21 protein-coding genes and 1 pseudogene are annotated in these 23,733 nt (G+C 60.4%); 5 read left to right on the top strand and 17 right to left on the bottom strand.

What is annotated here, in order from left to right; genetic code table 11:
* Nucleotides 1-11: 11 nt before the first annotated feature.
* The 7 genes from sppA to pheA all read right to left on the bottom strand — a co-directional run bounded on the left by sppA (nucleotide 12) and on the right by pheA (nucleotide 7,655).
* Complete coding sequence (sppA, locus tag RBR25_RS04750) at nucleotides 12-878, bottom strand: signal peptide peptidase SppA (RefSeq protein WP_432818386.1); 867 nt, start codon at nucleotides 876-878, stop codon at nucleotides 12-14.
* Nucleotides 879-966: 88 nt separating this feature from the next.
* A complete protein-coding gene (locus RBR25_RS04745; RefSeq protein WP_432818385.1) occupies nucleotides 967-2,691 on the bottom strand; it encodes a 30S ribosomal protein S1 in 1,725 nt (574 codons plus the stop codon).
* Nucleotides 2,692-2,808: 117 nt separating this feature from the next.
* Nucleotides 2,809-3,654, bottom strand: coding sequence for a 4-hydroxy-3-methylbut-2-enyl diphosphate reductase (ispH, locus tag RBR25_RS04740; RefSeq protein WP_432818384.1), 846 nt, complete (start codon nucleotides 3,652-3,654; stop codon nucleotides 2,809-2,811).
* The gene (gene cmk, locus RBR25_RS04735) at nucleotides 3,651-4,349 is read right to left on the bottom strand and encodes a (d)CMP kinase (RefSeq protein WP_432818383.1); all 699 of its coding nucleotides are present in this window, start codon (nucleotides 4,347-4,349) and stop codon (nucleotides 3,651-3,653) included. The genes ispH and cmk overlap by 4 nt, the downstream gene beginning before the upstream one ends.
* A gap of 22 nt (nucleotides 4,350-4,371) precedes the next feature.
* Complete coding sequence (gene aroA / locus RBR25_RS04730) at nucleotides 4,372-5,664, bottom strand: 3-phosphoshikimate 1-carboxyvinyltransferase (RefSeq protein WP_432818382.1); 1,293 nt, start codon at nucleotides 5,662-5,664, stop codon at nucleotides 4,372-4,374.
* Nucleotides 5,665-5,678: 14 nt separating this feature from the next.
* The gene (locus tag RBR25_RS04725; RefSeq protein WP_432818381.1) at nucleotides 5,679-6,548 is read right to left on the bottom strand and encodes a prephenate dehydrogenase; all 870 of its coding nucleotides are present in this window, start codon (nucleotides 6,546-6,548) and stop codon (nucleotides 5,679-5,681) included.
* 33 nt (nucleotides 6,549-6,581) lie between these two features.
* Nucleotides 6,582-7,655, bottom strand: a complete 1,074-nt coding sequence (gene pheA, locus RBR25_RS04720; protein ID WP_432818380.1) for a prephenate dehydratase — start codon at nucleotides 7,653-7,655, stop codon at nucleotides 6,582-6,584.
* Nucleotides 7,656-7,851: 196 nt separating this feature from the next.
* Here pheA and RBR25_RS04715 point away from each other — a divergent pair, with 196 nt between their 5' ends.
* The 5 genes and pseudogenes from RBR25_RS04715 (at nucleotide 7,852) to RBR25_RS04695 (ending at nucleotide 14,602) form a co-directional block, all read left to right on the top strand.
* Nucleotides 7,852-9,039, top strand: coding sequence for a pyridoxal phosphate-dependent aminotransferase (locus RBR25_RS04715; RefSeq protein ID WP_432818379.1), 1,188 nt, complete (start codon nucleotides 7,852-7,854; stop codon nucleotides 9,037-9,039).
* 6 nt (nucleotides 9,040-9,045) lie between these two features.
* On the top strand, nucleotides 9,046-9,858 hold the full coding sequence (locus RBR25_RS04710; protein WP_432818378.1) for a formate/nitrite transporter family protein: 813 nt from the start codon (nucleotides 9,046-9,048) through the stop codon (nucleotides 9,856-9,858).
* Nucleotides 9,855-10,463 carry an NAD(P)H-dependent oxidoreductase gene (locus RBR25_RS04705; RefSeq protein WP_432818377.1) on the top strand — a complete coding sequence of 203 codons (609 nt, stop codon included), beginning with the start codon at nucleotides 9,855-9,857 and terminating at the stop codon, nucleotides 10,461-10,463. The genes RBR25_RS04710 and RBR25_RS04705 overlap by 4 nt, the downstream gene beginning before the upstream one ends.
* A pseudogene (locus RBR25_RS04700) lies at nucleotides 10,460-12,337 on the top strand (monovalent cation:proton antiporter-2 (CPA2) family protein). The gene RBR25_RS04705 and the pseudogene RBR25_RS04700 overlap by 4 nt, the downstream one beginning before the upstream one ends.
* Nucleotides 12,338-12,571: 234 nt before the next feature.
* Nucleotides 12,572-14,602, top strand: coding sequence for a diguanylate cyclase domain-containing protein (locus tag RBR25_RS04695; RefSeq protein WP_432818376.1), 2,031 nt, complete (start codon nucleotides 12,572-12,574; stop codon nucleotides 14,600-14,602).
* A 204-nt stretch (nucleotides 14,603-14,806) separates the two neighbouring features.
* On the opposite strand, the gene RBR25_RS04690 is transcribed toward RBR25_RS04695, so the two are convergent.
* The 10 genes from RBR25_RS04690 to RBR25_RS04645 form a co-directional block, all read right to left on the bottom strand.
* Nucleotides 14,807-15,364 carry a thioredoxin family protein gene (locus tag RBR25_RS04690; RefSeq protein ID WP_432818375.1) on the bottom strand — a complete coding sequence of 186 codons (558 nt, stop codon included), beginning with the start codon at nucleotides 15,362-15,364 and terminating at the stop codon, nucleotides 14,807-14,809.
* Nucleotides 15,365-15,468: 104 nt separating this feature from the next.
* Entirely contained in the window at nucleotides 15,469-17,178 is a 1,710-nt protein-coding gene (gene recJ / locus RBR25_RS04685; RefSeq protein ID WP_432818374.1) for a single-stranded-DNA-specific exonuclease RecJ, read from the bottom strand.
* Nucleotides 17,179-17,192: 14 nt separating this feature from the next.
* A complete protein-coding gene (locus RBR25_RS04680) occupies nucleotides 17,193-17,408 on the bottom strand; it encodes a hypothetical protein (RefSeq protein WP_432818373.1) in 216 nt (71 codons plus the stop codon).
* Nucleotides 17,409-17,508: 100 nt separating this feature from the next.
* Nucleotides 17,509-18,075 carry a tetratricopeptide repeat protein gene (locus tag RBR25_RS04675; protein ID WP_432818372.1) on the bottom strand — a complete coding sequence of 189 codons (567 nt, stop codon included), beginning with the start codon at nucleotides 18,073-18,075 and terminating at the stop codon, nucleotides 17,509-17,511.
* Nucleotides 18,072-19,010, bottom strand: a complete 939-nt coding sequence (gene secF / locus RBR25_RS04670; protein ID WP_432818371.1) for a protein translocase subunit SecF — start codon at nucleotides 19,008-19,010, stop codon at nucleotides 18,072-18,074. The genes RBR25_RS04675 and secF overlap by 4 nt, the downstream gene beginning before the upstream one ends.
* 13 nt (nucleotides 19,011-19,023) lie before the next feature.
* A complete protein-coding gene (gene secD, locus RBR25_RS04665; RefSeq protein WP_432818370.1) occupies nucleotides 19,024-20,622 on the bottom strand; it encodes a protein translocase subunit SecD in 1,599 nt (532 codons plus the stop codon).
* Nucleotides 20,623-20,685: 63 nt separating this feature from the next.
* Entirely contained in the window at nucleotides 20,686-21,003 is a 318-nt protein-coding gene (yajC, locus tag RBR25_RS04660) for a preprotein translocase subunit YajC (RefSeq protein WP_432818369.1), read from the bottom strand.
* Between the two features lie 73 nt (nucleotides 21,004-21,076).
* Nucleotides 21,077-22,192 (bottom strand): tRNA guanosine(34) transglycosylase Tgt, encoded by a 1,116-nt coding sequence (tgt, locus tag RBR25_RS04655; RefSeq protein WP_432818368.1) that lies wholly within the window; start codon nucleotides 22,190-22,192, stop codon nucleotides 21,077-21,079.
* Nucleotides 22,193-22,243: 51 nt separating this feature from the next.
* On the bottom strand, nucleotides 22,244-23,275 hold the full coding sequence (gene queA, locus RBR25_RS04650; protein ID WP_432818367.1) for a tRNA preQ1(34) S-adenosylmethionine ribosyltransferase-isomerase QueA: 1,032 nt from the start codon (nucleotides 23,273-23,275) through the stop codon (nucleotides 22,244-22,246).
* 79 nt (nucleotides 23,276-23,354) lie between these two features.
* Nucleotides 23,355-23,540 carry a DUF2065 domain-containing protein gene (locus RBR25_RS04645; protein WP_432818366.1) on the bottom strand — a complete coding sequence of 62 codons (186 nt, stop codon included), beginning with the start codon at nucleotides 23,538-23,540 and terminating at the stop codon, nucleotides 23,355-23,357.
* Between the last annotated feature and the right edge of the window lie 193 nt (nucleotides 23,541-23,733).

Here is a 23,733-nt window from a genome sequence, read left to right as displayed (position 1 = left end):
ATCTCTCCTATTTAAATGCCGGACCAGAGAAACTTCATGCTTCCGGATGACTGTTCATGAATTTCCTGCCGCACCCGGGTAATCGTTTCCTCAACAAAATACTCAAAAAACGGCGCTTTTTCTTTCGGGGGATAAACCACGCGGGGCTTTTCATCAATGCCAGCCAGATCCGCCGCCAGATCCACCGCGTCTTGCAGATTACCGAGTCGGTCAACCAGTCCTTCGGCCAGTGCCTGGGCACCGGTATAAATACGCCCATCGGCGAGGATCTCGACCTTTTTCGGATCGAGCCGGCGCCCTTCGGCCACGGCCTGGACAAACTGCCCGTGCACGTCGTCAATCATCTTCTGGATCAGTTTCCGCTCCGCTTCGGTCATGGGCCGAATCGGCGAACCAATATCCTTGTGTTCACCGCTCTTCACCACGGAATTGCTCAAACCGATCTTATCAAGGAGTTCACGGACATTGGTGAACTCCATAATGACCCCGATACTGCCGGTAATGGTTCCGGGGTTGGCGAGGATCTTCGCTGCCGGTGCGGCCACATAGTAGCCGCCCGAGGCTGCGACCGCGCCCATGGAAACCACAACCGGCTTGATCTTGGCCAACTTCTTGACCTCGGCGTGAATCTCTTGGGAGGGGCCGACGCCCCCACCGGGCGATTCAACCCGCAGCACAACCGCCTTGATCGAATCATCTTCCTTGAAACGGACAATCCGCTCATTGATCAGACGTGATGAGGTAATGATGCCGCTGATCTCGATCACTCCCACCTTGGCGCCAACGGCGAAAGTGGGGCGGGAGCCGAGCCAACCGCTGAGCAGATAGATCATGAGCCAGCAGCCGACAAAAAGGGCGCCGATCACCGCAAAACCCATGATTAACGGTCTTTTTTTCATATCGCTACCCAAGAACAGAAAACCCCCGCAACAACTGCTGCGGGGGTTTGTTCTGACTCAGAAAAGATTATTCCCCGTCTTTTTCGCTACCGGCTTTATGCAGGGCGCCCTGAAGCAGATCCCCGAAATTGGAGGTGGCGTTGCGCTGTGCGCCGAGGAAGGCATCGACTTCAGCCTTTTCCTTCTGATCCGCGAGATGCTTAATGGAGAGAGCGATTTTACGCTCGACGGTGTCGACATGCAGCACCACCGCTTCAAGATCCTCGCCGACTTTAGCAAAGTTCTTCGGCGAATCGATCTTCTCCTTGCTGATTTCGGAAACGTGAATCAGCCCTTCGATCCCTTCTTCGACCTCAAGGAAAATGCCGAAGTCGGTGACCGAAGTCACCTGGCCGCGAATGATCGTGCCGGGAGCATAGCGTACGGGAATGCTCTCCCAGGGATCAGACATCAGCTGTTTAACGCCGAGGGAGAATCGCTCGTTTTCACGGTCGATATTTAGCACCACCGCGCGGACCAGATCTCCCTTTTTGTAAATTTCGGAAGGGTGCTTGACCCGTTTGGTCCAGGAGAGGTCGGAAATATGCACCAAACCGTCGATCCCCTCGTCGACACCGACGAAGATACCGAAATCGGTGATGTTCTTGACCTGACCTTCGATGATTGTGCCGATCGGGAACTTCTCGCCGACCACTTCCCAGGGGTTCGGCTCAACCTGCTTGAGGCCGAGGGAGATCCGCCGATTGGAGATATCGAGCGCAAGGACCACCGATTCGACCTCATCACCGATGCTGAGAACCTTGTTGGGGTGTTTGATTCGTTTGGTCCAGCTCATCTCCGACACATGGATCAGACCTTCGACACCCTCTTCCAGTTCGACGAAAGCCCCGTAATCGGTGAGGCTGACGACCTTGCCAGAAACCTTCTTGCCGACCGGGAACTTGGCCTCGACATCGAGCCAGGGATCGGGAGCAATCTGCTTGAGCCCAAGGGAGACGCGCTCCTTGTCACGATCGAACTTGAGAACCTTGACGTTGATCTTGTCGCCAACATTGAGAATATCCGACGGATGGGAAACGCGACCCCAGGACATATCGGTAATATGAAGCAGGCCGTCGATGCCGCCGAGATCGATGAACGCACCATAATCGGTCAGATTTTTGACCGTTCCTTCGACCACCTGGCCCTCTTCGAGGGTCTTCAGGGTGTCGCCACGCAGGCTCTCGCGCTCTTCTTCGAGAAGCACGCGACGGGAAAGAACGATATTTCCGCGGCGCTTGTTGAGCTTGATGATCTTGAAGCTGTAGGTTTCACCGAGCATCTTGTCGAGATTGCGCACCGGACGCAGATCGACCTGGGATCCCGGTAGAAAGGCATTGACGCCGATATCAACGGAAAGGCCGCCCTTGATCCGGGAGAGGATACGCCCATCGACCACCGCGCCCTCTTCCAGCGCATTCCAGATCTTCTGGCGATCGGCCTTCTCCTTGGAAAGGCTGATCAGACCGTTTTCGTTTTCGGTGCGCTCGATGAGCACATCGAACTGGTCACCGACCTTGATATCGGTCTTGACCTGCCCCTGCTCATTAAGAAACTCGTTGATAGGGATCAGCCCTTCCGATTTGCCGCCGACATCGACGACCACCGAATCGGGATTGACCTGCACCACCGTTCCGACCACGACATTACCGGCCTTCAGTTCCTTGAGGCTGTTCTCGAAGAGATCCTCGAAACTCCCTTCGAAATCGTCGTCCATGAAATCTTCTTTGTTCGTTTCCGTGTTGTCCACCATGTGAGATTTGTTACCCCCTAGCGATTTTCCTGTCGTCCGACGACAGTCATGGCGCCTGGCCATGGGAGCGGACCATAACATAAAGTTTCTTAAAAAACAAACCCTTTTATCGTTTTTTTAGTGGCCCGCCGCGGAAGCTTTTTCCACCACCTCGTCGATGATCCATTGCGGCGTCGAAGCGCCGGCGGTAATCCCCACGGAAGACACACCGGCAAACCACTCGGGCGCGATCTCATCGGCGGTCTCGATATGATGGGTATTGGGCTGGAGTTCCCGGCAGATCTGCGCCAGGCGAGTGGTGTTGGCGCTATTGAAGCCGCCGATGACCAGCATCAAGTCAACCTGTCCGGCGATGGCCCGCGCTTCGTTCTGGCGAACCGAAGTCGCGTCGCAGATGGTATTGTAGACTCGCAACTCCTGGCTCTTGCCGAGGCAGACATCGATAACTTCGCGCAGATTAGCGTAGGACTGAGTGGTCTGGGCAACCACGCCGATCCGTTTACGGGCCGGCACCTCCTCCGCCTCGCGCCGTCCGGAGACCACATAGACCTCGCCATCGCGGGCGTAGGAGACGATTCCCCGCACCTCAGGATGCTCCCGCTCCCCCACCAGCACCAGGGCATAGCCCTGATCGCTAAGCAACCCTGCGTATTCCTGAGCTTTTTTTACAAAAGGGCAGGTGGCGTCGACCACCGCCAGACGGCGGTCTTCAATCTCCTCCATCTCTTCGGCGGTCACACCGTGGGAGCGGATGATCACCACCCCGCCCGAGATGTCCGCAACCCGCCTGACCACCTCGACCCCCTGTTCTTCCAGGCGCTTGACCAGCTGCGGCGAATGGATGATCGGCCCCAGGGAGCAGATGCGTTCCCCCTGATGCTCCTCGGTAGCGGCGAAGGCCATGCGGGTAGCGCGCTTGACCCCGAAACAAAAACCGGCGCTCTCTCCAAGAACAATCTTCACGCCGCGCTCTCCGGATGGGAAGATTCTTTTTTCCGCCGCACTTCCCTGAGCATGGCCTGGAGAACCTCCTCGATGCTCAGGGCCGTGGAGTCAATGACCAGGGCATCCTCGGCCTGAACCAGGGGGGCGCATTCCCGGGCACTGTCCGCCGCGTCCCGCGCCTCGACGTCGGCGATGGTCTGCTCCAACTCAACCATCAACCCCTTGGCGCGCAATTCCTCATAGCGCCGCCGCCCCCGTTCCGTGGCCGAAGCACTGAGGAAGAACTTGACGTCGGCCCGGGGAAAGACCACGGTGCCGATATCCCGCCCTTCAAGCACGACTCCACCACGCGTCCCCAACTCCCGCTGCAAATCGACCATGGCCCGGCGAACGCCGGCGCAGGCGGAAACCCGGGAAGTCAGCAGACTGACCTCGGGCGTGCGGATAACCCCGGAAACATCCTCGCCGTCAAGCAGAACCCGCTCCCCTTCCGACGCGCGCAGAAATTGGATCCTCACGGAGCGAACCAGCCCGGCAAGGGCCTTTTCATCGATGGGGTCGATCCCGCGACGCTTCGCCGCCAGGGCCACGCTCCGGTACATGGCCCCGGTATCGATATTGACATAGCCCAGTTCACGGGCCAGCAGTTTGCTCAGGGTACTCTTTCCGGCCCCGGAGGGCCCGTCGATGGCGATGATCAGTTCAGGTTGCAATCCACCCTCCCAAAAGACGGAATCAGACACGAATCGCCGCGAGCAACGGCCAGAAATCGGGGAACGAGGTCGCCGTGCAGGCCGTATCCACGATGGTCACCTCGTTGCGGGCACGCAGAGCGGCAATGGCCAAGCTCATAGCGATGCGATGGTCGCCGTGGGACTTCACCGTACCGCCGGTCAGACTTTCGACCCCGCCGATGACCATGCCGTCCTCGCAGGCTTCGACCCGGCCGCCAAGCGTGGTCAGCTCTTCGACCATGGCGGCAATGCGGTCGGTCTCCTTGACCCGCAGCTCTTTCGCATCGCGGATGGTGGTGGTTCCTTCGGCGAAACAGGCGGCGACGCTGATCACCGGAAACTCGTCGATGGCGCGGGGAACCACGGCGCCGCCGATCTCGATCCCTTTGAGGCGACTGCCGTGCACCAGCAGATCGGCCACCGGCTCGCCGGAAAGCTCGCGGGAATTGAGCAGTTCAATAGAACCGCCCATGGCCTGCAGAATGTCGATAACCCCGCTACGGGTCGGGTTGACCCCGACGTTGCGGATCAACAATTCGGCGCCAGGGACAATGAGCGCCGCGACCATAAAGAAAGCCGCCGAGGAGATATCGCCGGGAACGCAAACCTCGCGCCCTTCCAATTTCGGCTGGGGGAAAACGGTGACGCCCCCGGCGAAGGGACGCACATCGGCGCCGAAATAGCGCAGCATCCGTTCGCTGTGATCCCGGGAGAGGTGCGGTTCCCGCACCGTGGTCGGGCCGTCGGCGTAGAGCCCAGCCAGCAGCAGGGCCGATTTGACTTGGGCGCTGGAAATGGGCGAGTTGTATTCCGTCCCCTTGAGCGGCCCGCCGAGGATGGCCAGCGGTGCCAGATCGCCGCCGCCTCGCCCCCAGATTTGCGCGCCCATGGTGGACAGAGGATTCAGCACCCGCTTCATCGGCCTCTTGCGCAGATAGCGGTCGCCGGTCAGCACCGAAAAGAAGGTCTGGCCTGCAAGCAGGCCGGTCATCAGGCGGATGGTCGTCCCCGAGTTGCCGCAGTCGATCACGTCGCCCGGCTCGGTGAGGCCGTGCAGCCCTTTCCCTTCGATGCGTAGATCACCGTCGGCAAGTTCTTCGATCGTCACGCCCATGGCGCGGAAGGCCTTGAGGGTAGCGTGATTGTCCTCGCCATGAAGAAACCCGTGCACACGGGTCGTGCCCTGGGCCAAGGAGCCGAGCATGATGGAACGGTGGGAAATGGATTTGTCGCCGGGAACGGTGATCTCCCCATGCAATGATCTCGCCGGGACAACGGTTCGGGTTTCGTTCATGAGGGTGCTCTCCGTCATTTAACGATGGCATCCCGCAGCTCCTTCGAGCGCAGGAAAAATTCGTAGAGCTTGTCCGTCTCCCCCCTGCGAACATCCTCTTTCAGTTCGGAGAAAAAGGCTTCGCAGCGCTCCATCATTTCCAGCAGGGCGTCGCGATTGGTCAGGGCGATATCCCGCCACATGGTCGGATCGGAGGAGGCGATGCGGGTAAAGTCGCGAAAGCCGCCGGCGGAATATTCGAGGATATTCTCCTCGTAGCGGTCATAGGAACCGACGGCGTTGACCAGGGAGTAGGCGACCATATGCGGCAGATGACTGATGGCGGCGAGAATGCGGTCGTGCTTTTCCACATCCATCAGCACGACCTCGCTGCCGGCCACCTCCCAGACCCGGCGCACCAGATCGAGAGCGCCGACATCGGTATGGGCCGTGGGCGTGAGGATGCAGCGCCGGCCCTGGAAGAGTGTGGCGAAAGCGGCCTCGGCCCCGCTCTTCTCGGTACCGGCGATGGGATGGCCGGCAACGAAGTGGACACCCTCGGGCAGCAGCGGTTCGATGGCCCGCGCCACCCAGGCCTTGACGCTGCCGCCGTCGGTGAGGATCGCCCCCGGCTTCATGTGCGCCGCGGCGCTTGCCGCGACATCGGTCAGGCTGAGCACCGGGGTGGCGAGAAAGACCAGATCGGCATCGCGCACCCCTGCGGCGATATCCTGGGTAGCGCGATCAATCACCCCCAGTTCCAGAGCCTTGTCCAGATTGACCCGGCCGCGACCGATGCCGACCACCTCCCTGACGGCTCCGGCCGCCTTGAGGGCCAAGGCCAGAGAGCCACCGATCAGCCCGACTCCAATCACCGCCAGACGCGGCACCAAACAATTATTCATCGGCAATCCGTCCGTTTGTCCAAAGTCCGGAATTCAGCGGGCGCGAGGATAGGAACCGAGCACCTTGAGAAATTGGCAATAATCCTTGAGCTCGTTAACGGCAGCCCTGATCGGCTCGTCGTCGATGTGCCCTTCGAGATCGAGAAAGAAGATGTATTCCCAGGCCTTCTTCTTCATCGGCCGGCTCTCGATCTTGGAGAGATTGATCTCCCGTTTGCTGAAAGGTTCCAGCATCCGGTAGAGAATCCCCGGCTGGTCTTTGATGCTGAACATCAGCGAGGTCTTGTCCCGGCCGCTGCGTTCCGGGGTGTTCCGGCCAATCACCAGAAAGCGGGTGAAGTTGTTGGGATTATCCTCGATGCGTTCCTTCACCACCTGCAAGCCGTAAAGGGTCGCCGCCATTTCACTGGCAATGGCGCCGAAGCTTTCATCTTCCAGCGCCATCTGCGCCGCCAGGGCCGTGCTGCCGACATCGACCAAGGGCACGTGAGGCAGGTTTTCCTCCAGCCACTTGCGACATTGAGCCAGGGGCTGGGGATGGGAAACGACCTTCTTGATGTCGGTCATGCGTCCGCTACGGGACATGAGGAAATGGGAGATGCCGAGCATGATCTCGGCATTGATCTTCAGATCCGACTCCATGAACATATCGAGGGTATGGGAAACCACCCCCTCGGTGGAGTTCTCCACCGGTACCACCCCATAGGGCGCCCGCCCCCGAGCCACCTCCTCGAAGATCGCCGGGATGCTCTTCTGCGGCATGAGCTGGGCGGAAAAACCGAACTGCTGCATGGCGGCGGCATGGGTGAAAGTCCCCTGGGGTCCGAGAAAGGCGACCTTCATCGGCTGCTCAAGGGAGAGAGATGCGGAGATGATCTCGCGGAAGACCTTGCGGATGGCTTCGGAAGGAAAGGGGCCGGGATTGGCGGCGGTCAGCCGTTCGTAGATCGCCCGCTCCCGGCTGGGGACGTAGAAATCCTTGCTCTGGCCGGCCTTGGCCTTGCCCACCTCGATGACCACGGAGGCCCGCCGGTTGAGCAGATCGAGAATCCGGTCATCGATATCGTCAATCGCCTGACGCAATTCGGAGAGATTGTCGGCCGTCATGCCCGTTAGGTCCTTTCCCGAAGAGTAAATGGACGAAAAACTTAGCTGATCGTCAGGCAAAAAGCAACGGAAAAGCCGGCTCGCCGCCCGACGGAAAGAGGGACAAAGCCCGGATCCGGTTAATTCTTGACCACTTCGCGACGGCCGGTTAAACTCCCTGATCCATTATATTAAAATCACTCTTTGGAGAATGACCATGACCATCGCCGCCAAAATCCAGAGCGCCATCGAGCGCTCGTCGTGGATCCGCAAAATGTTCGAGGAAGGCGCACGCCTGAGCAAGCTGCACGGCGCCGAAAACGTCTTCGACTTCACTATCGGCAACCCCTCGGTGGAACCGCCGCAAGCCTTCCGCGACCAGTTACGCGAGTTGGCCAACCATCCCCTGCCGGGCATGCACCGTTACATGAACAATGCCGGTTACGAAGAGACCCGGGCCGCCGTCGCCGCGGTCCTTTCCGACAAGTCACCGCTACCGGTGACGGCCGCCCAAGTGGTCATGACCTGCGGCGCCGGCGGCGCTCTCAACGTAGTCCTCAAGACCATCCTCAATCCCGGCGAGGAAGTCATCATCCTCGCCCCCTATTTCGTCGAATACAAGTTCTACATCGACAACCACGGCGGCGTACCGAAAGAGGCCTGGACCGACCGGGAAACCTTCCATCTCGACCTCAACGCCATCGAAGCGGCCATCGGTCCGCAGACCCGGGCACTCATCGTCAACAACCCCAACAACCCCACCGGCGTCATCTACCCCGAAGCCGACCTCAAGGCCTTGGGTGACCTGCTGGCCCGCAAGGAAAAGGAGTTGGACCGGACGCTTTACGTCATCTCCGACGAACCCTACGCCCGCATCGCCTACGACGGCCAAAAGGTTCCCGGCATCTTCGGCTGCGTGAAAAATTCGATCATCGTCACCTCCCATTCCAAGGATCTGGCCCTGCCCGGCGAGCGCATCGGCTACTTGGCGGCCAACCCGGCCATGGATGAGGTCGAACTCTTCATGGAAGGGGCGGTCTTCTGCAACCGGGTGCTCGGCTTCGTCAACGCCCCGGCCCTGATGCAACGTCTGGTCACTAACATCCAGCGGGAAAGCGTCGACATCGACGAATACCAGCGCAAGCGCGACCTGCTCTACGACAACCTGACCACCCTGGGCTTTACCATGGTCAAGCCGGGCGGCGCTTTCTACCTCTTTCCCAAATCGCCGCTGGCCGACGACGTCGAATTCGTCACCCAGGCGCAAAAGCACAACATCCTGCTCGTTCCCGGCGTCGGCTTCGGCGCCCCCGGCTTCTTCCGCATCGCCTATTGTATTGATCAGGGGATCATCGAGCGCAGCTTGCCTGCGTGGGAGAAGCTGGCCAAGGACGTGGGGCTGTAAATTCGGATGGACAAAAACTTCCTCACCCCCGCCGAAACGGTGCGGACGATCATGGAGAACGGCAAGCGGGTGGCCGTTCAGCCCCTCTCCCGGACCGTCGTCCTCAGCCTGCTGGCCGGTTTCTACATCGCCTTCGGCGCCGAACTGGCAACGGTGGTCGGCGCCGGAACGGCCGAGAAACTCGGCCAAGGCGTCTCGCGCCTGCTTGCCGGCAGCGTCTTTTCCCTGGGGCTGATGCTGGTGGTGATCTGCGGGGCGGAACTCTTCACCGGCAACAGCCTGCTCACCAAAACCGCCCTGCTGGGGGAAATCACCTGGGGAAAACTGCTGGAGAACTGGACCGTCGTGCTGCTCGGCAACTTCGTCGGTTCGCTCTTCTTCGCCTGGCTGATGTATCGCTCCAACCTCTGGCAGGCGCCGCTCATCGCCGAACAGGCCATCGCCATCGCCACAGCCAAAACCCAGCTCCCCTTCGACGTCGCCCTGGTCCGGGGGATCCTCTGCAACTGGCTGGTCTGCCTGGCGGTCTTCATGGCGACAGCGGCCCGCGACATCCCCGGCAAGATGCTCGCCTGTTTTGGTCCGATCATGGCCTTCGTCGCCAGCGGCTTCGAGCACTCCATCGCCAACATGTACTTCATCCCCACCGGATTGCTCCTAGCCCACGAGTTCCCGGGGACGGACCCTTCTCTGACCTGGGGCAATTTTTTCATCGGCAATCTGCTCCCCGTCACCCTCGGCAACATCATCGGCGGCGTGGTCTTCGTCGCCTTCGCCTACTGGTTCATTCATCTGCGTGGCGGCAAGGTCGGTCCATGAAAAAGATTCTGATTCTCTTTGCCCATCCCCGTTACGAAAAGTCCCGGGCTAACCGCGCCCTGCTGCGCGGCCTTACCGGTCTCGAAAACGTCACCGTTCACGATCTCTACGAGGAATATCCCCAGTTCGATATCGATGTACCCCGCGAACAGAAATTGCTGCGCGCCCACGATATCATCGTCTGGCACTATCCCCTCTATCTCTACGGTCCCCCGGCGATCATCAAGCAGTGGATGGATCTGGTGCTGGAACACGGCTGGGCCCACGGCGAAGGCGGGAACCACCTCGCCGGCAAAGTGATCTTCAACGTCATTACCAGCGGCGGCACCCGCGCCAGCTTCTCCCACGACGGCTTCAACCATTTTACCTTGACGGAACTGCTGCGGCCGCTTGAACAGGCGACCCGCCTCTGCCGGATGCTCTGGCTTCCGCCTTTCGCCGTGCAGGGAACCTACCGCCTGAGCGATGCCCTGCTCGCCGATTACGCCGGGCGTTACCGCCGCCTGTTGACGGCCTTGGCGGAAACCTGCGATTTTGAAGGAATCAAAAAGGTGGAACTGCTCAACGACTGGGTCGCCGATCTTATCCGCAAGGAGCAGCCATGAGCGATACGTTGATGGGCCAGGCCATCGTCTACCTGGCCGCCGCCCTGATCTGCGTCCCCATCGCCAAACGCCTGGGGATGGGCTCGGTCCTCGGCTACCTGCTGGCCGGCATTCTCATCGGCCCCTTCGCCCTCGGCTTTGTCGGCCGCGAGGGGCAGGACATCATGCACTTCGCCGAATTCGGCGTGGTGATGATGCTCTTTCTCATCGGCCTTGAGCTGGAGCCGGCCCATTTCTGGCGGATGCGCTCCCAGATTCTCGGCCTCGGCACCCTGCAGCTGGCTCTGACCACCCTGTTCCTCGGCAGCGGACTGCTGCTCTTGGGCCTCGGCTGGCGGGGGGCGCTTGCCTGCGGCCTGGCCCTGACCATGTCCTCCACCGCTATCGTCCTGCAATCCCTCAAGGAGAAGGGCTTGGGCAATTCCTAGGCGGGGACGAGCTCCTTCGCCGTTCTTCTCTTTCAGGATGTCGCCGTCATCCCAATCCTCGCCCTCCTCCCCTTCCTCGCCCTCCAGTCCGCCACCGGCGCCGCCCACGGCGAAGCGCCGGGACTGCTGACGGGGCTGCCGGTCTGGCTCAAAGCCGGGTCAGTCCTCTTCGCCCTAATCGCGGTGATCGTCGCCGGGCGCTATGTCGTTGTCCCTTTCCTGCGCATCGTCACCAAAACGAGCGTCCGCGAGCTCTCCGTCGCCGCCGCGTTGCTCATCATCGTCGCCATCGCCTACCTGATGCAGCTGGTCGGGCTGAGCCCGGCGCTGGGGGCCTTTCTCGCCGGGGTGCTTTTGGCCAACAGCGAATTCCGCCATGAACTGGAAAGCGACGTCGAACCCTTCAAGGGGCTGCTCCTCGGCCTCTTCTTCATCGCCGTCGGCGCGTCGATCAACTTCCAGCTGATTGCCGACAGCCCCGGCATCATCTTCTCCCTGGTGCTTGCCATCGTCATTGTCAAGGCGGCGGTACTGGCCGGGGCGGGACGTCTCTTCCGCCTCTCCTTCGACCAGAACAGCATCTTCGCCCTTGGCCTGTCGCAGGTCGGCGAGTTCGCCTTCGTCCTGCTCGCCTTCATCCAGCGGCTGAAAATCGCCGGCGGCAACTGGGTCGACACCCTGATGGCCGTCACCGCCTTAAGCATGACCCTGACTCCGCTCCTGCTGCTGCTCAACGATCGACTGGTGCTCCCCCGTTTCGGCACCCGGCGCACCGAGGAGCGCGAAGCGGATACAATCGACACGGAACATCCGATCATCATCGCCGGCTTCGGCTCCTTCGGCAGCACCCTGGGCCGCTTCCTGCGCGCCAACGGCGTTGCGGCGACGATTCTCGACAACGACTCGGACCAGGTCGACCTGCTGCGGCGCATGGGCTTCAAGGTCTTCTACGGCGACGCTACCCGTCTCGACATTCTCCACTCGGCCGGGGCCGACAGCGCCCGCATCCTGTTTATCGCCATTGATGACCCGGCGACCGTCGACACGCTGGTATCGACGGCGAAAAAGCACTTTCCCCACCTTAGAATCATGGCCCGCGCCGGCAGCACCCTCGACGCCCATGATTTCATCGAAATCGGAGCCGATCAGGTCTATCGGGAGTTTCTCGACACCTCTCTGCGCGCCGGGGTGGACGTTCTGGCCAACCTCGGCTATCGCCGCTACAGTGCCATCCGCGCCGCCCAGTATTTCATAAAATACGACGAAGCCGCCATGAATCAACTCGCCCCCCACCGTCACGATCAGGGGGTCTACATCTCCAACGCCCGAGAACTCATCCGCCTGCAGGAACAGATCCTCGCCAAGGACCGCGCCGTCATCCACAACCTCAACGACCACGCCTGGGACACCGATACCCCGGTCACGGCGGCGACGGAGAAGCTCTGAAATAAGGGGAACTCCATTTTCCTTAGTTTGGTAGCAATCAAACGGCGGTTGGAAATGAGAAGCAAGGGCGAATGAGAAAAGGCAAAAATTAATCCGACCTTTTTTTGCAGCTTTTTACCGTTTTTTTAGTTATATCTAAAAAGCGGCATATATTTTTTCAAGAGGCTCATTTAGTGCTGTATTGAGGCGGTTTAAACCTTAGGTTACACCCTGCGGAAAAGGGATGATTATCCGATGGATGGTGTCAAGGAACTGCGTTTTAGCCGTCGCTTTCTGCTTTGCCTGCAGCTGGGTTGGCTGCTGCTGGCCCTGCTGGGGTTGATCTTCAATGCGTTGCAGGGGCAACGCGAGGTAGAAATGCTGGCGCATCAGGCCGCGGCTCTGGAAAAGGAACGCAGTGATACCGTGCGCAAGTGGGCGTTGCAGCACGGTTCGCTGCAGCTGGCCGATGGTGTTATTATGTCGCCGGCCCAAGTGCTCAGTCAGGTGCAGGCGTTGCTGCCGCGCGAAGGGGTGCACAGCCGCCTGGTCAGCCCGGTGCCGCTCAATGCCGCCAATGCGCCCGACAGCTGGGAACGTCAGGCTCTGGTGGCGCTGTCTGCTGCAGAAAGGCTGGAGGAGCTAGTGCGCGATGAACAGCCGGGGGCGCTCTACCGCGAGCTGCATCGCATGGAGGTTTCCGAACGCTGCCAAGGCTGTCACGCCGGCTACGCCGACGCGGCCGTGCCGGCGGCGCTGAGCATTCAGGTGCCTCTGCGGCCCATCGAGAATCTGCTGGCCACCAAGGCCATCGCCTTCAATCTGGCCTGTGTCGGCATCTGGGCTCTGGGTGCCTGGGGGTTGCGGATCGGCGGTCGACAGTTGCTTTCCCAGGTGACAGCCTGCCAACAGGCCCGCCACGAACTGCACCACAGCAATAATCTCTACAGCGCCCTGAGCGCAGCCAACCAGGTCATGATGCGTATCGCCACGCCGCAGCAGCTGTTTGAGCAGATCTGTAATATCGTGGTGGACTATGGTCAGTTCCAGATGGCCAGCGTGGCCCGGCTCGATGAGGACAGCCGGCAGCTGCAGCCGGTGGCGCGTGCCGGTGACGCTGGCTGCCAGCAGTACCTCGATCACATTCGTGTCAGTGTCGATCCCGATTACGCCGAGGGGCGTGGCCCCACCAGTCTCGCCATCCGCGAGCAGCGCACGGTAGTGACCAACGATTTTCTGCGCGATCTGGCCGATTCGCCTTGGGTGGTGGCGGCGCGCGAGGCCGGCATTCGCGCTTCGGCCGCCCTGCCGATTCTCTGTGATGGCCGCCCCCTGGGCGCGCTGAAGGTTTACGCCGATCGGATCGGTTACTTCACTACCGAGCGGGTACTCCTGCTCGAACAGCTGCGTGACGATCTGGCCTTCGCCCTTGATCTGGTCGAACGCAAGCAGCGCGAGGCCGAGGCCCAACGCCAGCTGCAGGAATCGCAGCGATTCCAGCAGGTGCTGCTCGATGCCTTGCCCTATCCGGCCATCTTGGCGCGCTATTCCAGCCGCCAAGTGGTCAGCGCCAACCGCCAGGCCCTGGAAATGGGGGTGCGTATCGGAAAACCGAGTCCCTGCTGTCAGAAGGCGCCGCCGACCGAGGGGGACACCCCTCTGACCCAGGAGTTGCAGAGCCCCGACGGCCGCTGGGAAATGGTTTGCTGGCGGCCGGTCAATGACAGCGAAAACGATCTGTATCTGCATTTCGCCATCGACATCACCGACCGCAAGCGGCAGGAGGAACAGGTGCGCAGCCTGGCCCAGACCGATGCCCTCACCGGTCTGGCCAATCGTTTGTTTCTCAGCCGCCGCCTTGATCAGCTGGTGCATGCGCCACAGCCGGTTGCCTTTTGCCTGCTGGTCGTTGACCTCGACCAGTTCAAGCCCGTTAATGATCAGTATGGTCATACCTTCGGCGACCAGGTGCTGATGCTGGTGGCGCAGCGCCTGCAGCAGGTACTGCGAACCGGCGATCTGGCCTGCCGCTGGGGTGGCGACGAATTTGTCGTGCTCCTCGACCAGACCGGCAACAAGCCGACCGAAGCCCTGCGCCAGCGGCTTTTGGCCCTGTTCGAGTCGCCCTTCAACGTTGAAGGCCGCAGCATCGCGCTGTCGGCCAGCATCGGCTACGCCTGTTACCCCGACGATGGCCTGACGGAAGCCGAGCTGCTCAAACTGGCCGACAAGCGCATGTATCGCGACAAGCAGCAAAGGCGCTCCAATCTGGCCGCTCGCGTTTGAGACCCACTTTCTTTGTTTCCCGACCGCCGAAAAAAGAGAACGGATTCGAATGGCGCTAGTTTAAGGGCTCTTGCCACAAGGGAAAGAGGACAGATTTATTTCCTTGCCAACAAACGAACAGGCCGGAGGAATTTCCTCCGGCCTGTTCGTTTTATCTTTCCTGAAGCAAATACTTCCGCCGCAGTTTCGCTCTTCGCACACGGCTCAGTCTTCCGGCCGCCATTTGATGGAACAGCCCATGGCCGGGTGTTGGACCTCCAAGGGCGGCTTGCCGGCGATAAGGCGATCCATGGCTTCCTTAAGCTCCTGGCGGGTGACTTTGGCCGGGTCTTCCCAACAGTCATCGATGCGCCCATGATAGACCAAGCGCCATTTGCGGTCGAAGAGATAGGGGTCTGGGGTGCACTGAGCCTTGAACGACCGTGCTATCGATTGACTCTCATCCACCAGATAAGGGAAATCGATCCCGAGTTCACGGATCTTGTCGAGCATGGCCTCGGGAGCATCCGCAGGGTAATTGGGATGAATGTTAGGATTGATCGCCACGGTAGCAATCCCATACTCACGACCGTAGCGGGCCAACTCGATGAGCCGGGACCACTGGGCGTCGGCATAGGGGCAGTGATTGCAGGTAAAGACCACCAGCAATCCCAATTCGCCGAAAATATCGTCGCAGTCGTGGCTGCGGTCTTTGGCATCCTGCAGAATGAAACGCTTCATCTTCCATCCCAGCGGGACGTCGATCGATTCCACAAGGCTCATGACAGAAACTCCTTCACGATTTAAAGGGTAATTTCCGGTCGTTCCGGAATTGTTAACCATGCCGGATATATTAGCCGACCGAACAGGAAATTCAAGAAACTTGATCAGTCTCCCGGCATCTGGGCGGAAGGGCGAAAATCCCGGATCTGCAACTGCACGTCAAAGCGCCCTTTCCATTCATTGATGGTCGGAGAAAAGAGCAGATCCATCGGCCCGCTCAGCTCCCCCTGGCGCGCGGCCATGCCGAAAGCGATGCAGGGCAGGCTGTAACCGTCCTGGCGGGCGACAAAACGCAGATGATCACCGCCGACCACGGTCGCCTGCTGAATGCGCACACTGCGCACAACAAAAGCTGGCTCGGGATTGCCCATGCCGAAGGGGGCAAGCCGCCCCAGTTCTCCGACCGTGGCCGGATCGAGATCTTCCAGCAACACCTCGCCGTCGTGACCGAGGCGGGGGAGAAGGTCGTCAGGAGAGAGAGACTCGCGGGCTACTTGCTCAAAAACGCGAGCAAACTCGGTCACTTCCCCTTCGGCAATGGAGAGTCCGGCGGCATAGGCATGGCCGCCGAAACCGAGCAGGCGTTCACGGCACAGTTCCAGGGCCTGATAGAGATGAAATCCCCGAATGGAACGGGCTGAACCCTTGCCCTGCTCGCCATCAAGGGAGATCAACACCGTCGGCCGGTGATAGCGTTCCACCAAGCGGCTGGCGACAATGCCGATGACGCCGGGATGCCAGCGCGTATCGGCAAGAACAATGGAAGAGGGAGTATCATCAACGCCGCTTTCCAGAGAGGTCACCGCCTGCTCCAGAGTTTCTTTTTCGATCGCCTGGCGCTCCCGATTGAAGCCGTCGAGAAGTTCAGCCAGTTCCCGACAGGCAACGGACTCGCAACCCAGAAGCAACTCAACGCCCAGAGCGGCGTCTTCCAGGCGGCCGGCGGCGTTGAGACGGGGGGCGAGGCGAAAGCCGACGGTTCCGCAGCTTACCTTATCCACGGCCGCCACCTGACGCAGGGCCTGAATCCCCGGGCGCGGCTGCTTGTCCAGCAGTTGCAGGCCGATGCGGGTCAACAAGCGGTTCAGGCCGGTCAGGGGAACCAGGTCGGCGATAGTGCCGAGAGCCACCAGATCGAGGAGTCGGCGCAGATCCGGCTCCTTCCCTCCGGAAAAAGCTCCGGCTTCGCGCAGCGCCTTGCGCAGGGCAACCAGCAAAAAGAAGGCGACGCCGACCCCGGCGAGATCCTTGAAAGGAAAGGGGCAACCGGGCTGATGGGGATTGATCAGGGCGTGGGCGCGGGGTATTTCGGCAGGAGCCTGATGATGATCGGTGACGATGAGATCGAGTCCCAGTTCCCGGGCGCGCTGTGCCTCGGCCACGGCGGAAACGCCGCAATCGACGGAAACCACCACGGAAATCCCCTCTGCCGCGGCCCCTTCCAGGGCTTCGACGGAAAGACCGTAGCCGTCTTTGAGGCGCAAGGGGATGTGATAATCGACCTTCAGTCCAAACTGGGTGAAACCCTCCACCAGCAGTACGGTGGCGGTAATGCCGTCGACGTCGTAATCGCCATGAATGCGCACCCGCTCCCCGCATCGCCAGGCGTGAAGCAGCCGCGCCACCCCCCGTTCCATGCCGAGCAGGGAAAAGGGATCAGGGAGATCCGCCAGTTTTCCGTCGATGAAAAAGCGCGCCTGATCCGGACTTTCAATCCCCCGGGCAAGCAGAATGCGCGCCGTCAGCGGGGTCAGTTCGAGAATCCGGGCCAACTCCCCTTCCCGCTCAAGAACCGACTCGACATATCGCGGCACCCAATGGCGCCTCTTTACTGGTTCCATGAAATCCCCACATGCGGCGGCGGTACAAAGAGACAGGTTGCGAAACGCGCCCTACCGAGATAAATGGTGATCCGGCCATCGTAGAAAGAGGCCGCCAACGCCTCATCGTCCTGCTCACGCCGATCATTTCCAGGCATCAGGACATCCACGGACACCTCTTCGCCGAGAACGACGGCAATCGAAGTTCTCCGCGGGCCGGACATCCGATTCCCCTGAAAAACAAGCCGAAAGCATCGCTTTCGGCTTGTAATTTTAGACAATTCTTCGCAACAGCTCCGCAGGCCAAAGGAGCCAGCCCCCCGCCTAGCGGGGCAACTCCAGGGTCGATGCGCCGCCTAAGAATTCCAGTTCATGGCGGATATTATCGGAGCCGGGACCGCTCGGATTGACCTGCAGATAGCGAGTCCAGACCTCGCGGGCGCGATTGGCATCGTTCATGTCGTAACGGTAGACCACACCGAGATTGTAAAGGCTCTGGGCATGAGCGGGGTTGAGCTCGTTGGCCTTGATGAAATTTTCTTCGGCGCGATCGAACCAGCCCAGATCGCGAAACATCACCCCTTGGTCGGTGAGCACGTCGGGGTCGTTGGGGTCGAGCTCCAGCGCCTTGTTGTACGCTTCAACGGCCTTCACCGCCTGCCGGCTATCGAAATAGGCGTGACCGAGCTGAACCCAGGCTGCGCGATTACCGGGATCGGCGGCCACCATCTTTTCTATCATCTGGATATTCTGTTGCACATTAGAGGCCGGCACCGCCAGCGCGCCTCCTTGGACCGGTGCCGGAGCATGCCCCCCCTTGCTGACCAGGACACCGACCAGCACCCCGACAATCAGAGCGACGGCGATAAAAAAGAGCGTTTCCTTTTTCATGCCTTCCCTCCGGCCGTCGCGATCTTGCCGGCACCCTGGCCGCCCTTGCGGTTTTCCCAGAAGAGCAACAGCGGGCTGGCGACAAAAATGGAGGAATAGGTGCCGATCACAATCCCCACCAGAAGCGCGAAAGCGAAGGTGTGAATCACGCCGCCGCCGAAAATGAAGAGCGCGGCCACCACCAGCAAGGTTGTGCCGGAAGTGAGAATGGTGCGGGAGAGGGTTTCGTTGATGGAGTGATTGATGACCGAAGCCAACCCTTCCTTGGAATGCTTGCCCAGATTCTCGCGAATCCGGTCATAAACGATGATGGTATCGTTGAGGGAGTAACCGATGATCGCCAGAAAGGCGGCGATGACCGGCAGGTCGATTTCCATGTTGAAAAGGGAAAAAGCGCCCAGGGTAATGACGACGTCGTGCAGCAGCGCGATGACGGCACCAACGGCGTAACGGAACTCGAAGCGCCAGCTGACGTAGACGAGGATGCCGATCATGGCGTAAAGAACGGCCATCAACCCCTTTTCGCGTAGGTCCTTGCCGACCTGGGGGCCGACCATCTCGGCCCGGCGAACCTCCACGCTTCCGGCACCGTATTTGCCTTCCAGGGCGGCGGTCATGGCATGGGACAACCCTTCCAGTTCGGCGCTGGTGTTCTGCGCGCGGATGAGGAATTCGTCCCCTTCTTCGCCGAAACGCTGCACCGCGAAACTGCCGAGATCCACCCCACCGAGGGCTTCGCGGATGGCGGCGGCATCGGTGGCCTCGGTGAATTTGATCTGCACCAGCGTGCCGCCGGCGAAATCGATGCCGTAACTCGGTCCGCCCTTGAAAATCAGCGAGGCAAGTCCGACGAGGATGAGCAGCAGCGAGAAACAGATCGCCATCTTCCGGCGACCGACGAAATCGATATTGATATTGGGTTTGATAAGTTCCACGGAGATCTCCTTTTTATATGCTCATCCGCTTGATGTGCCGGTTACCGAGGAACAGGTCGAAAATCAACCGGGAAACGAAAATCGCCGTGAAGAGCGAGGAGACGATGCCCACCGAAAGGGTGACGGCAAAGCCCTTGACCGGTCCGGTGCCGAACTGGAAGAGAACCAGGGCCGCGATCAGGGTCGTCACGTTGGCGTCGATGATGGTCAGAAATGCTTTGGCATAACCGGCATCTATCGCGTTGCGGACCGTCTTGCCGAGCCGGAGTTCCTCGCGGATCCGCTCGAAAATCAGGACGTTGGCATCGACCGCCATGCCGATGGTGAGAACGATGCCGGCGATGCCGGGCAAGGTCAGGGTCGCCTTGAAGAGGGAGAGAAGCGCCAGGATGAAGAAGACGTTGAGCACCAGAACGATATTGGCGACCAAGCCGGAAAGGCGATAATAGATCGCCATGCCGAGCACCACCAGCAGGCCGCCGACGACGACGGAAACGATCCCCTGATTGATGGAGTCACGCCCCAGGGAAGGTCCGACGGTACGGTTTTCGAGAATCTTCACCGGCGCCGGCAGGGAACCGGCGCGTAGAACGATGGCCAGGTCGGTCGCCTCCTGCTCGTTGAAAGCGCCGCTGATCTGGGCGCTGCCGCCGGAGATGCGCTCGCGGATGACCGGCGCCGAGTAGACGGTATCGTCGAGGACGATGGCCATGCGCTTGCCGACGTTGGCGGCGGTGATCTGATCGAAGCGCTTGGCGCCCACCGGGTTGAAATCGATGCCGACATAGGGCTCGTTGAAACGGGTGTCGATACGCACCTGGGCATCGGCGAGCAGATCGCCGGTCAAGGCGGTTTTCTCATAAACGACCAGGGGCGTTTCCCTGACCTCGCCGGTCTGGCGGTTGACATCACGCTCGTAGAGAAGCTGGGTGCCGGGGGGAAGCATCCCATTGACGGCGTCCTCGGGATTGGCGTCCTCAGCCACCATCTTGAATTCAAGACGGGCGGTCTTGCCGAGCAGGGCGATGGCCCGATCCGGATCCTGAATACCGGGGAGCTGAATCAGGATGCGATCGTCGCTCTGCATCTGTAAGGTCGGCTCGCTCACCCCGAACTGGTCGACGCGGTTACGCAGGGTCTCCAGAGCCTGGCGGATGGCGTAATCGCGAATGTTGACGATTTCCTGATCGCTCAGACGATAGTTCTTCTGAATGTAGCCGCCCTCTTGGGAGAGGGTCATGGCCTCAAGGGTCGGGAAGTTTTCCTGCATCAGGGCATCGACGGCCTTGCCTGAATCCTCGTCGTAGACGGTGACCGCCAAACGCTCCCCGGGCAAACGCTCGGCCCGTTTGAAAATCACGTCCTTCTCGGCAAGCAGGCTTTCGACCTGGTCGAGGGTGCTGTCCAGACGACTTTCCACCGCCTTGTCCACATCCACCCCCAGCACCAGATGCATGCCCCCCTGAAGGTCGAGCCCGAGGTGAATGGGATCGAATGACCTGGCCCACCAGCCGGGCAGACTGCCGCCCCAAAAGGTGGGAGCCAGGGAAATAAACGACAGGAGGAGGCAGAGCAGCACCAGCCCCCCCCGCAACTTGAGGCTTCTGGCCATGGTAGAAATAATCTCCTTTGGTCCGTTGGACTGAACCGGCGGGACGCACGGTCCCGGCCGGGACTACTGCTCCTGGCGGGTCGCGACGATGGAACTGCGGCTGACCTTGATCTTGACGCCGGTAGCGACCTCGACCATGATCACGGTATCCTGCAGGGCGGCCACCTTGCCGTGGAGACCGCCGGCGGTCACCACCTGGTCCCCGACCTTCAGGTTTTCGATGAGCTGCTTGTGCTGCTTGGCCCGTTTCTGTTGCGGACGAATAAGCAGAAAATAGAAGATGGCGAACATCACCACCAGCATGATAATGCCTTCGTAACCGGGGGCGCCCCCCGCCTGTCCGCCCGCGGGGGGGGCCATTGCGTAAGCCTGGGAAATCATCTTTTGAACCTCCTTGTCATGAAATTTTGCTGGGAACCATCTGAAGAAACATCGCGAACCCGGGCATCGGCGTTCACGATTCGTTGTCGCGCCGGGCGAGAAAATCGACCCGGAACTCCTCGAATGCGTCTGCGGCGATAGCGTCGCGCATCCGCGCCATCAGCCGCTGATAGTAATGCAGATTGTGGTGGGTGTTCAACATCGATGAGAGAATTTCGTTGCTCTGATAGAGATGCCGCAGATAGGCCCGGCTGTAATGGCGACAGACATAGCAGTCGCAATCCGGATCGATGGGGCGCGCGTCGTCGAGATAGCGGGCCTGCTTGATGCTGATTCTGCCGAAGCTGGTGAAAAGCACGCCGTTGCGGGCATTGCGGGTCGGCATCACGCAATCGAACATATCCACCCCGCGTCTTACCCCTTCCACCAGATTTTCCGGAGTCCCCACCCCCATGACATAACGGGGACGATCCCGAGGGAGAAGGGGCATCGTCCAGTCCATCACCTCATACATCAGCTCTGCCGACTCGCCGACGGAAAGGCCGCCGACGGCGTAACCCTCGAAGCCGAGTTCGAGCAGATCGGCGACGCTTTGCGCGCGCAGATCACGATGCATTCCCCCCTGGACAATGCCGAACAGAGCCGCGCCGTCGTCGAACCGACGCGCCTGGCGGCAGCGAGCGGCCCAACGACTGGAACGGGCCGTCGACTCGGCCACATATTCACGACTGGCCGGATAAGGGATGCATTCATCGAAAGCCATGATGATATCGCTGCCCAGCGCTTCCTGGATAGCGATGGAGGACTCGGGAGTCAGGACATGGGCGGCGCCGTCCAGATGCGACTGGAAGCGAACTCCCTGCTCATCAATCTTGCGCAGCTCGCCGAGGCTGAAAACCTGGAATCCGCCGCTGTCGGTGAGAATCGGACGATCCCAGTTCATAAAACGATGCAGGCCGCCTAGGGCCCGAACCCGCTCGTGGCCCGGGCGCAGAAGCAGGTGGTAGGTATTGGCCAAAATCATCTGCGCCCCGATCTCCTTGAGGGTTTCGGGGTACATGGCCTTCACCGTCGCCTGGGTTCCCACCGGCATGAAGACCGGCGTCTCAACGTCGCCGCGCCGGGTATGCAGACGTCCGCGCCGGGCGCGTCCGTCCTCGTGCAGCAGATCAAAACCGAAAGAATTCACATCATACCGAACTGAAAGAGTGGGTGTCTAACTGAGCGTCAAAGAATCGGATTACAGAATCAGCATGCAGTCGCCGTAGCTGAAAAAGTGAAACTCCTCGCGCACCGCCATGCGATAAGCCTCCAAAACAAATTCCCGACCGGCCAAAGCGGAGACGAGCATGAGCAGGGTCGATTTCGGCAGATGGAAATTGGTAATCAAGGCATCGACGATTTGGAAGCGAAAGCCGGGATAAATGAAGAGATCGCTGCTCCCTTCCCCGGCGCGCAGGCGCCCATTGGCATCCACCGCGTGCTCCAGGGCCCGGGTGGTGGTGGTACCGAGAGCGAAGACCCGGCGCCCTTCCTCTTTGGCGCGGTTGACCGCGACGGCGGTTTCCTCCGGCACCACATAGGGTTCCTGATGCATGCGGTGTTCACGAATATTGTCCACCCGTACCGGCAGAAAGGTGCCAAGACCGACATGCAGGGTCAGGGGATGAATCTCTACCCCCCGCCCACGGAGGTCTTCGAGCGTGCGCTCGGTGAAATGCAGACCGGCGGTGGGTGCGGCCACCGCGCCGCCGGCGCGGGCGAAAACCGTCTGGTAGCGGGCACGATCGGCGTCATCGGCTTCGCGGCGGATGTAGGGCGGCAGGGGAATGCGACCCTCCCGTTCCAGGACATCGGTAAAATCCCCCGGGCAGGTAAACCGGATATGCCGGTAAGGGGGTTCCCCGCCGGGCAGGACAACCCCTTCGATACTGGCGCCGAGACATAGACGGGAGCCGGGACGGGGGGGCTTGGAGCACTTGGTCAGACAAGCCCATTCCTCGCCGGCGGAAGCCAGGCGGCGTACGAGAAAGACCTCGATGCGTCCGCCGCTCTCCTTTTCCCCCAGAAGCCGGGCCGGAATGACGCGTGTATCATTGAGAACAAGCAGATCACCGGGTCGGAAACAGGAGCCCAAGTCACGAAAGGCGGCCGAGCGGATCTCCCGGCTCTCCCGCCGCAGAACAAGCAGCCGGGCATCCTCCCGTTCGGGCCTGGGATACTGGGCAATCAGGCCTTCGGGGAGCGCGAAATCAAAATCGTCAAGGAGCATTAAAACCTACGTCGAAAGGGCCGAATCGGGAACTCAATCAATCACAAAGCAGGACCAAAAGTCAATTCCTTTCGGTCTTCTAGCCGCGCACCAGATAAACGGTAAGAAGCCCTGCGAACATCAGGAAAGCCCCCATGAGCCGCAGGCTTTGGTCCGGAAGGACAAGCATCCGGCGCAGGGCATTTTTCATCCCGCCGGGGGAAAGAAACCACGGGATACCCTCAATAATCATCCAGACACCCAGAAGGGAAAGAAAAAATTCCATGCCCGCCCAACCTTTCCGGCAAACTGCCTACAATCTGGCAGAATATTTGCATAATGCAGTGAACTTTCGGGCTCATCTTAAAGATTTGCCGCCTTTCCGTCAAGGGCGGCATCGCACCCTGAAAAAGCCGTTGCCGACGGGACGCGCTCAAGGGTATGGTGTTTGAATTGGCCGGCGCACGGACTCGCCACTC

The sequence above is a fragment of the Trichloromonas sp. genome (assembly GCF_034006665.1).
In the GTDB taxonomy this organism is placed as follows: Bacteria; Desulfobacterota; Desulfuromonadia; order Desulfuromonadales; family Trichloromonadaceae; genus Trichloromonas.
The sequence above is the reverse complement of the archived record's forward strand: the minus strand, read 5'-3'. Positions and strand labels throughout refer to the sequence as shown.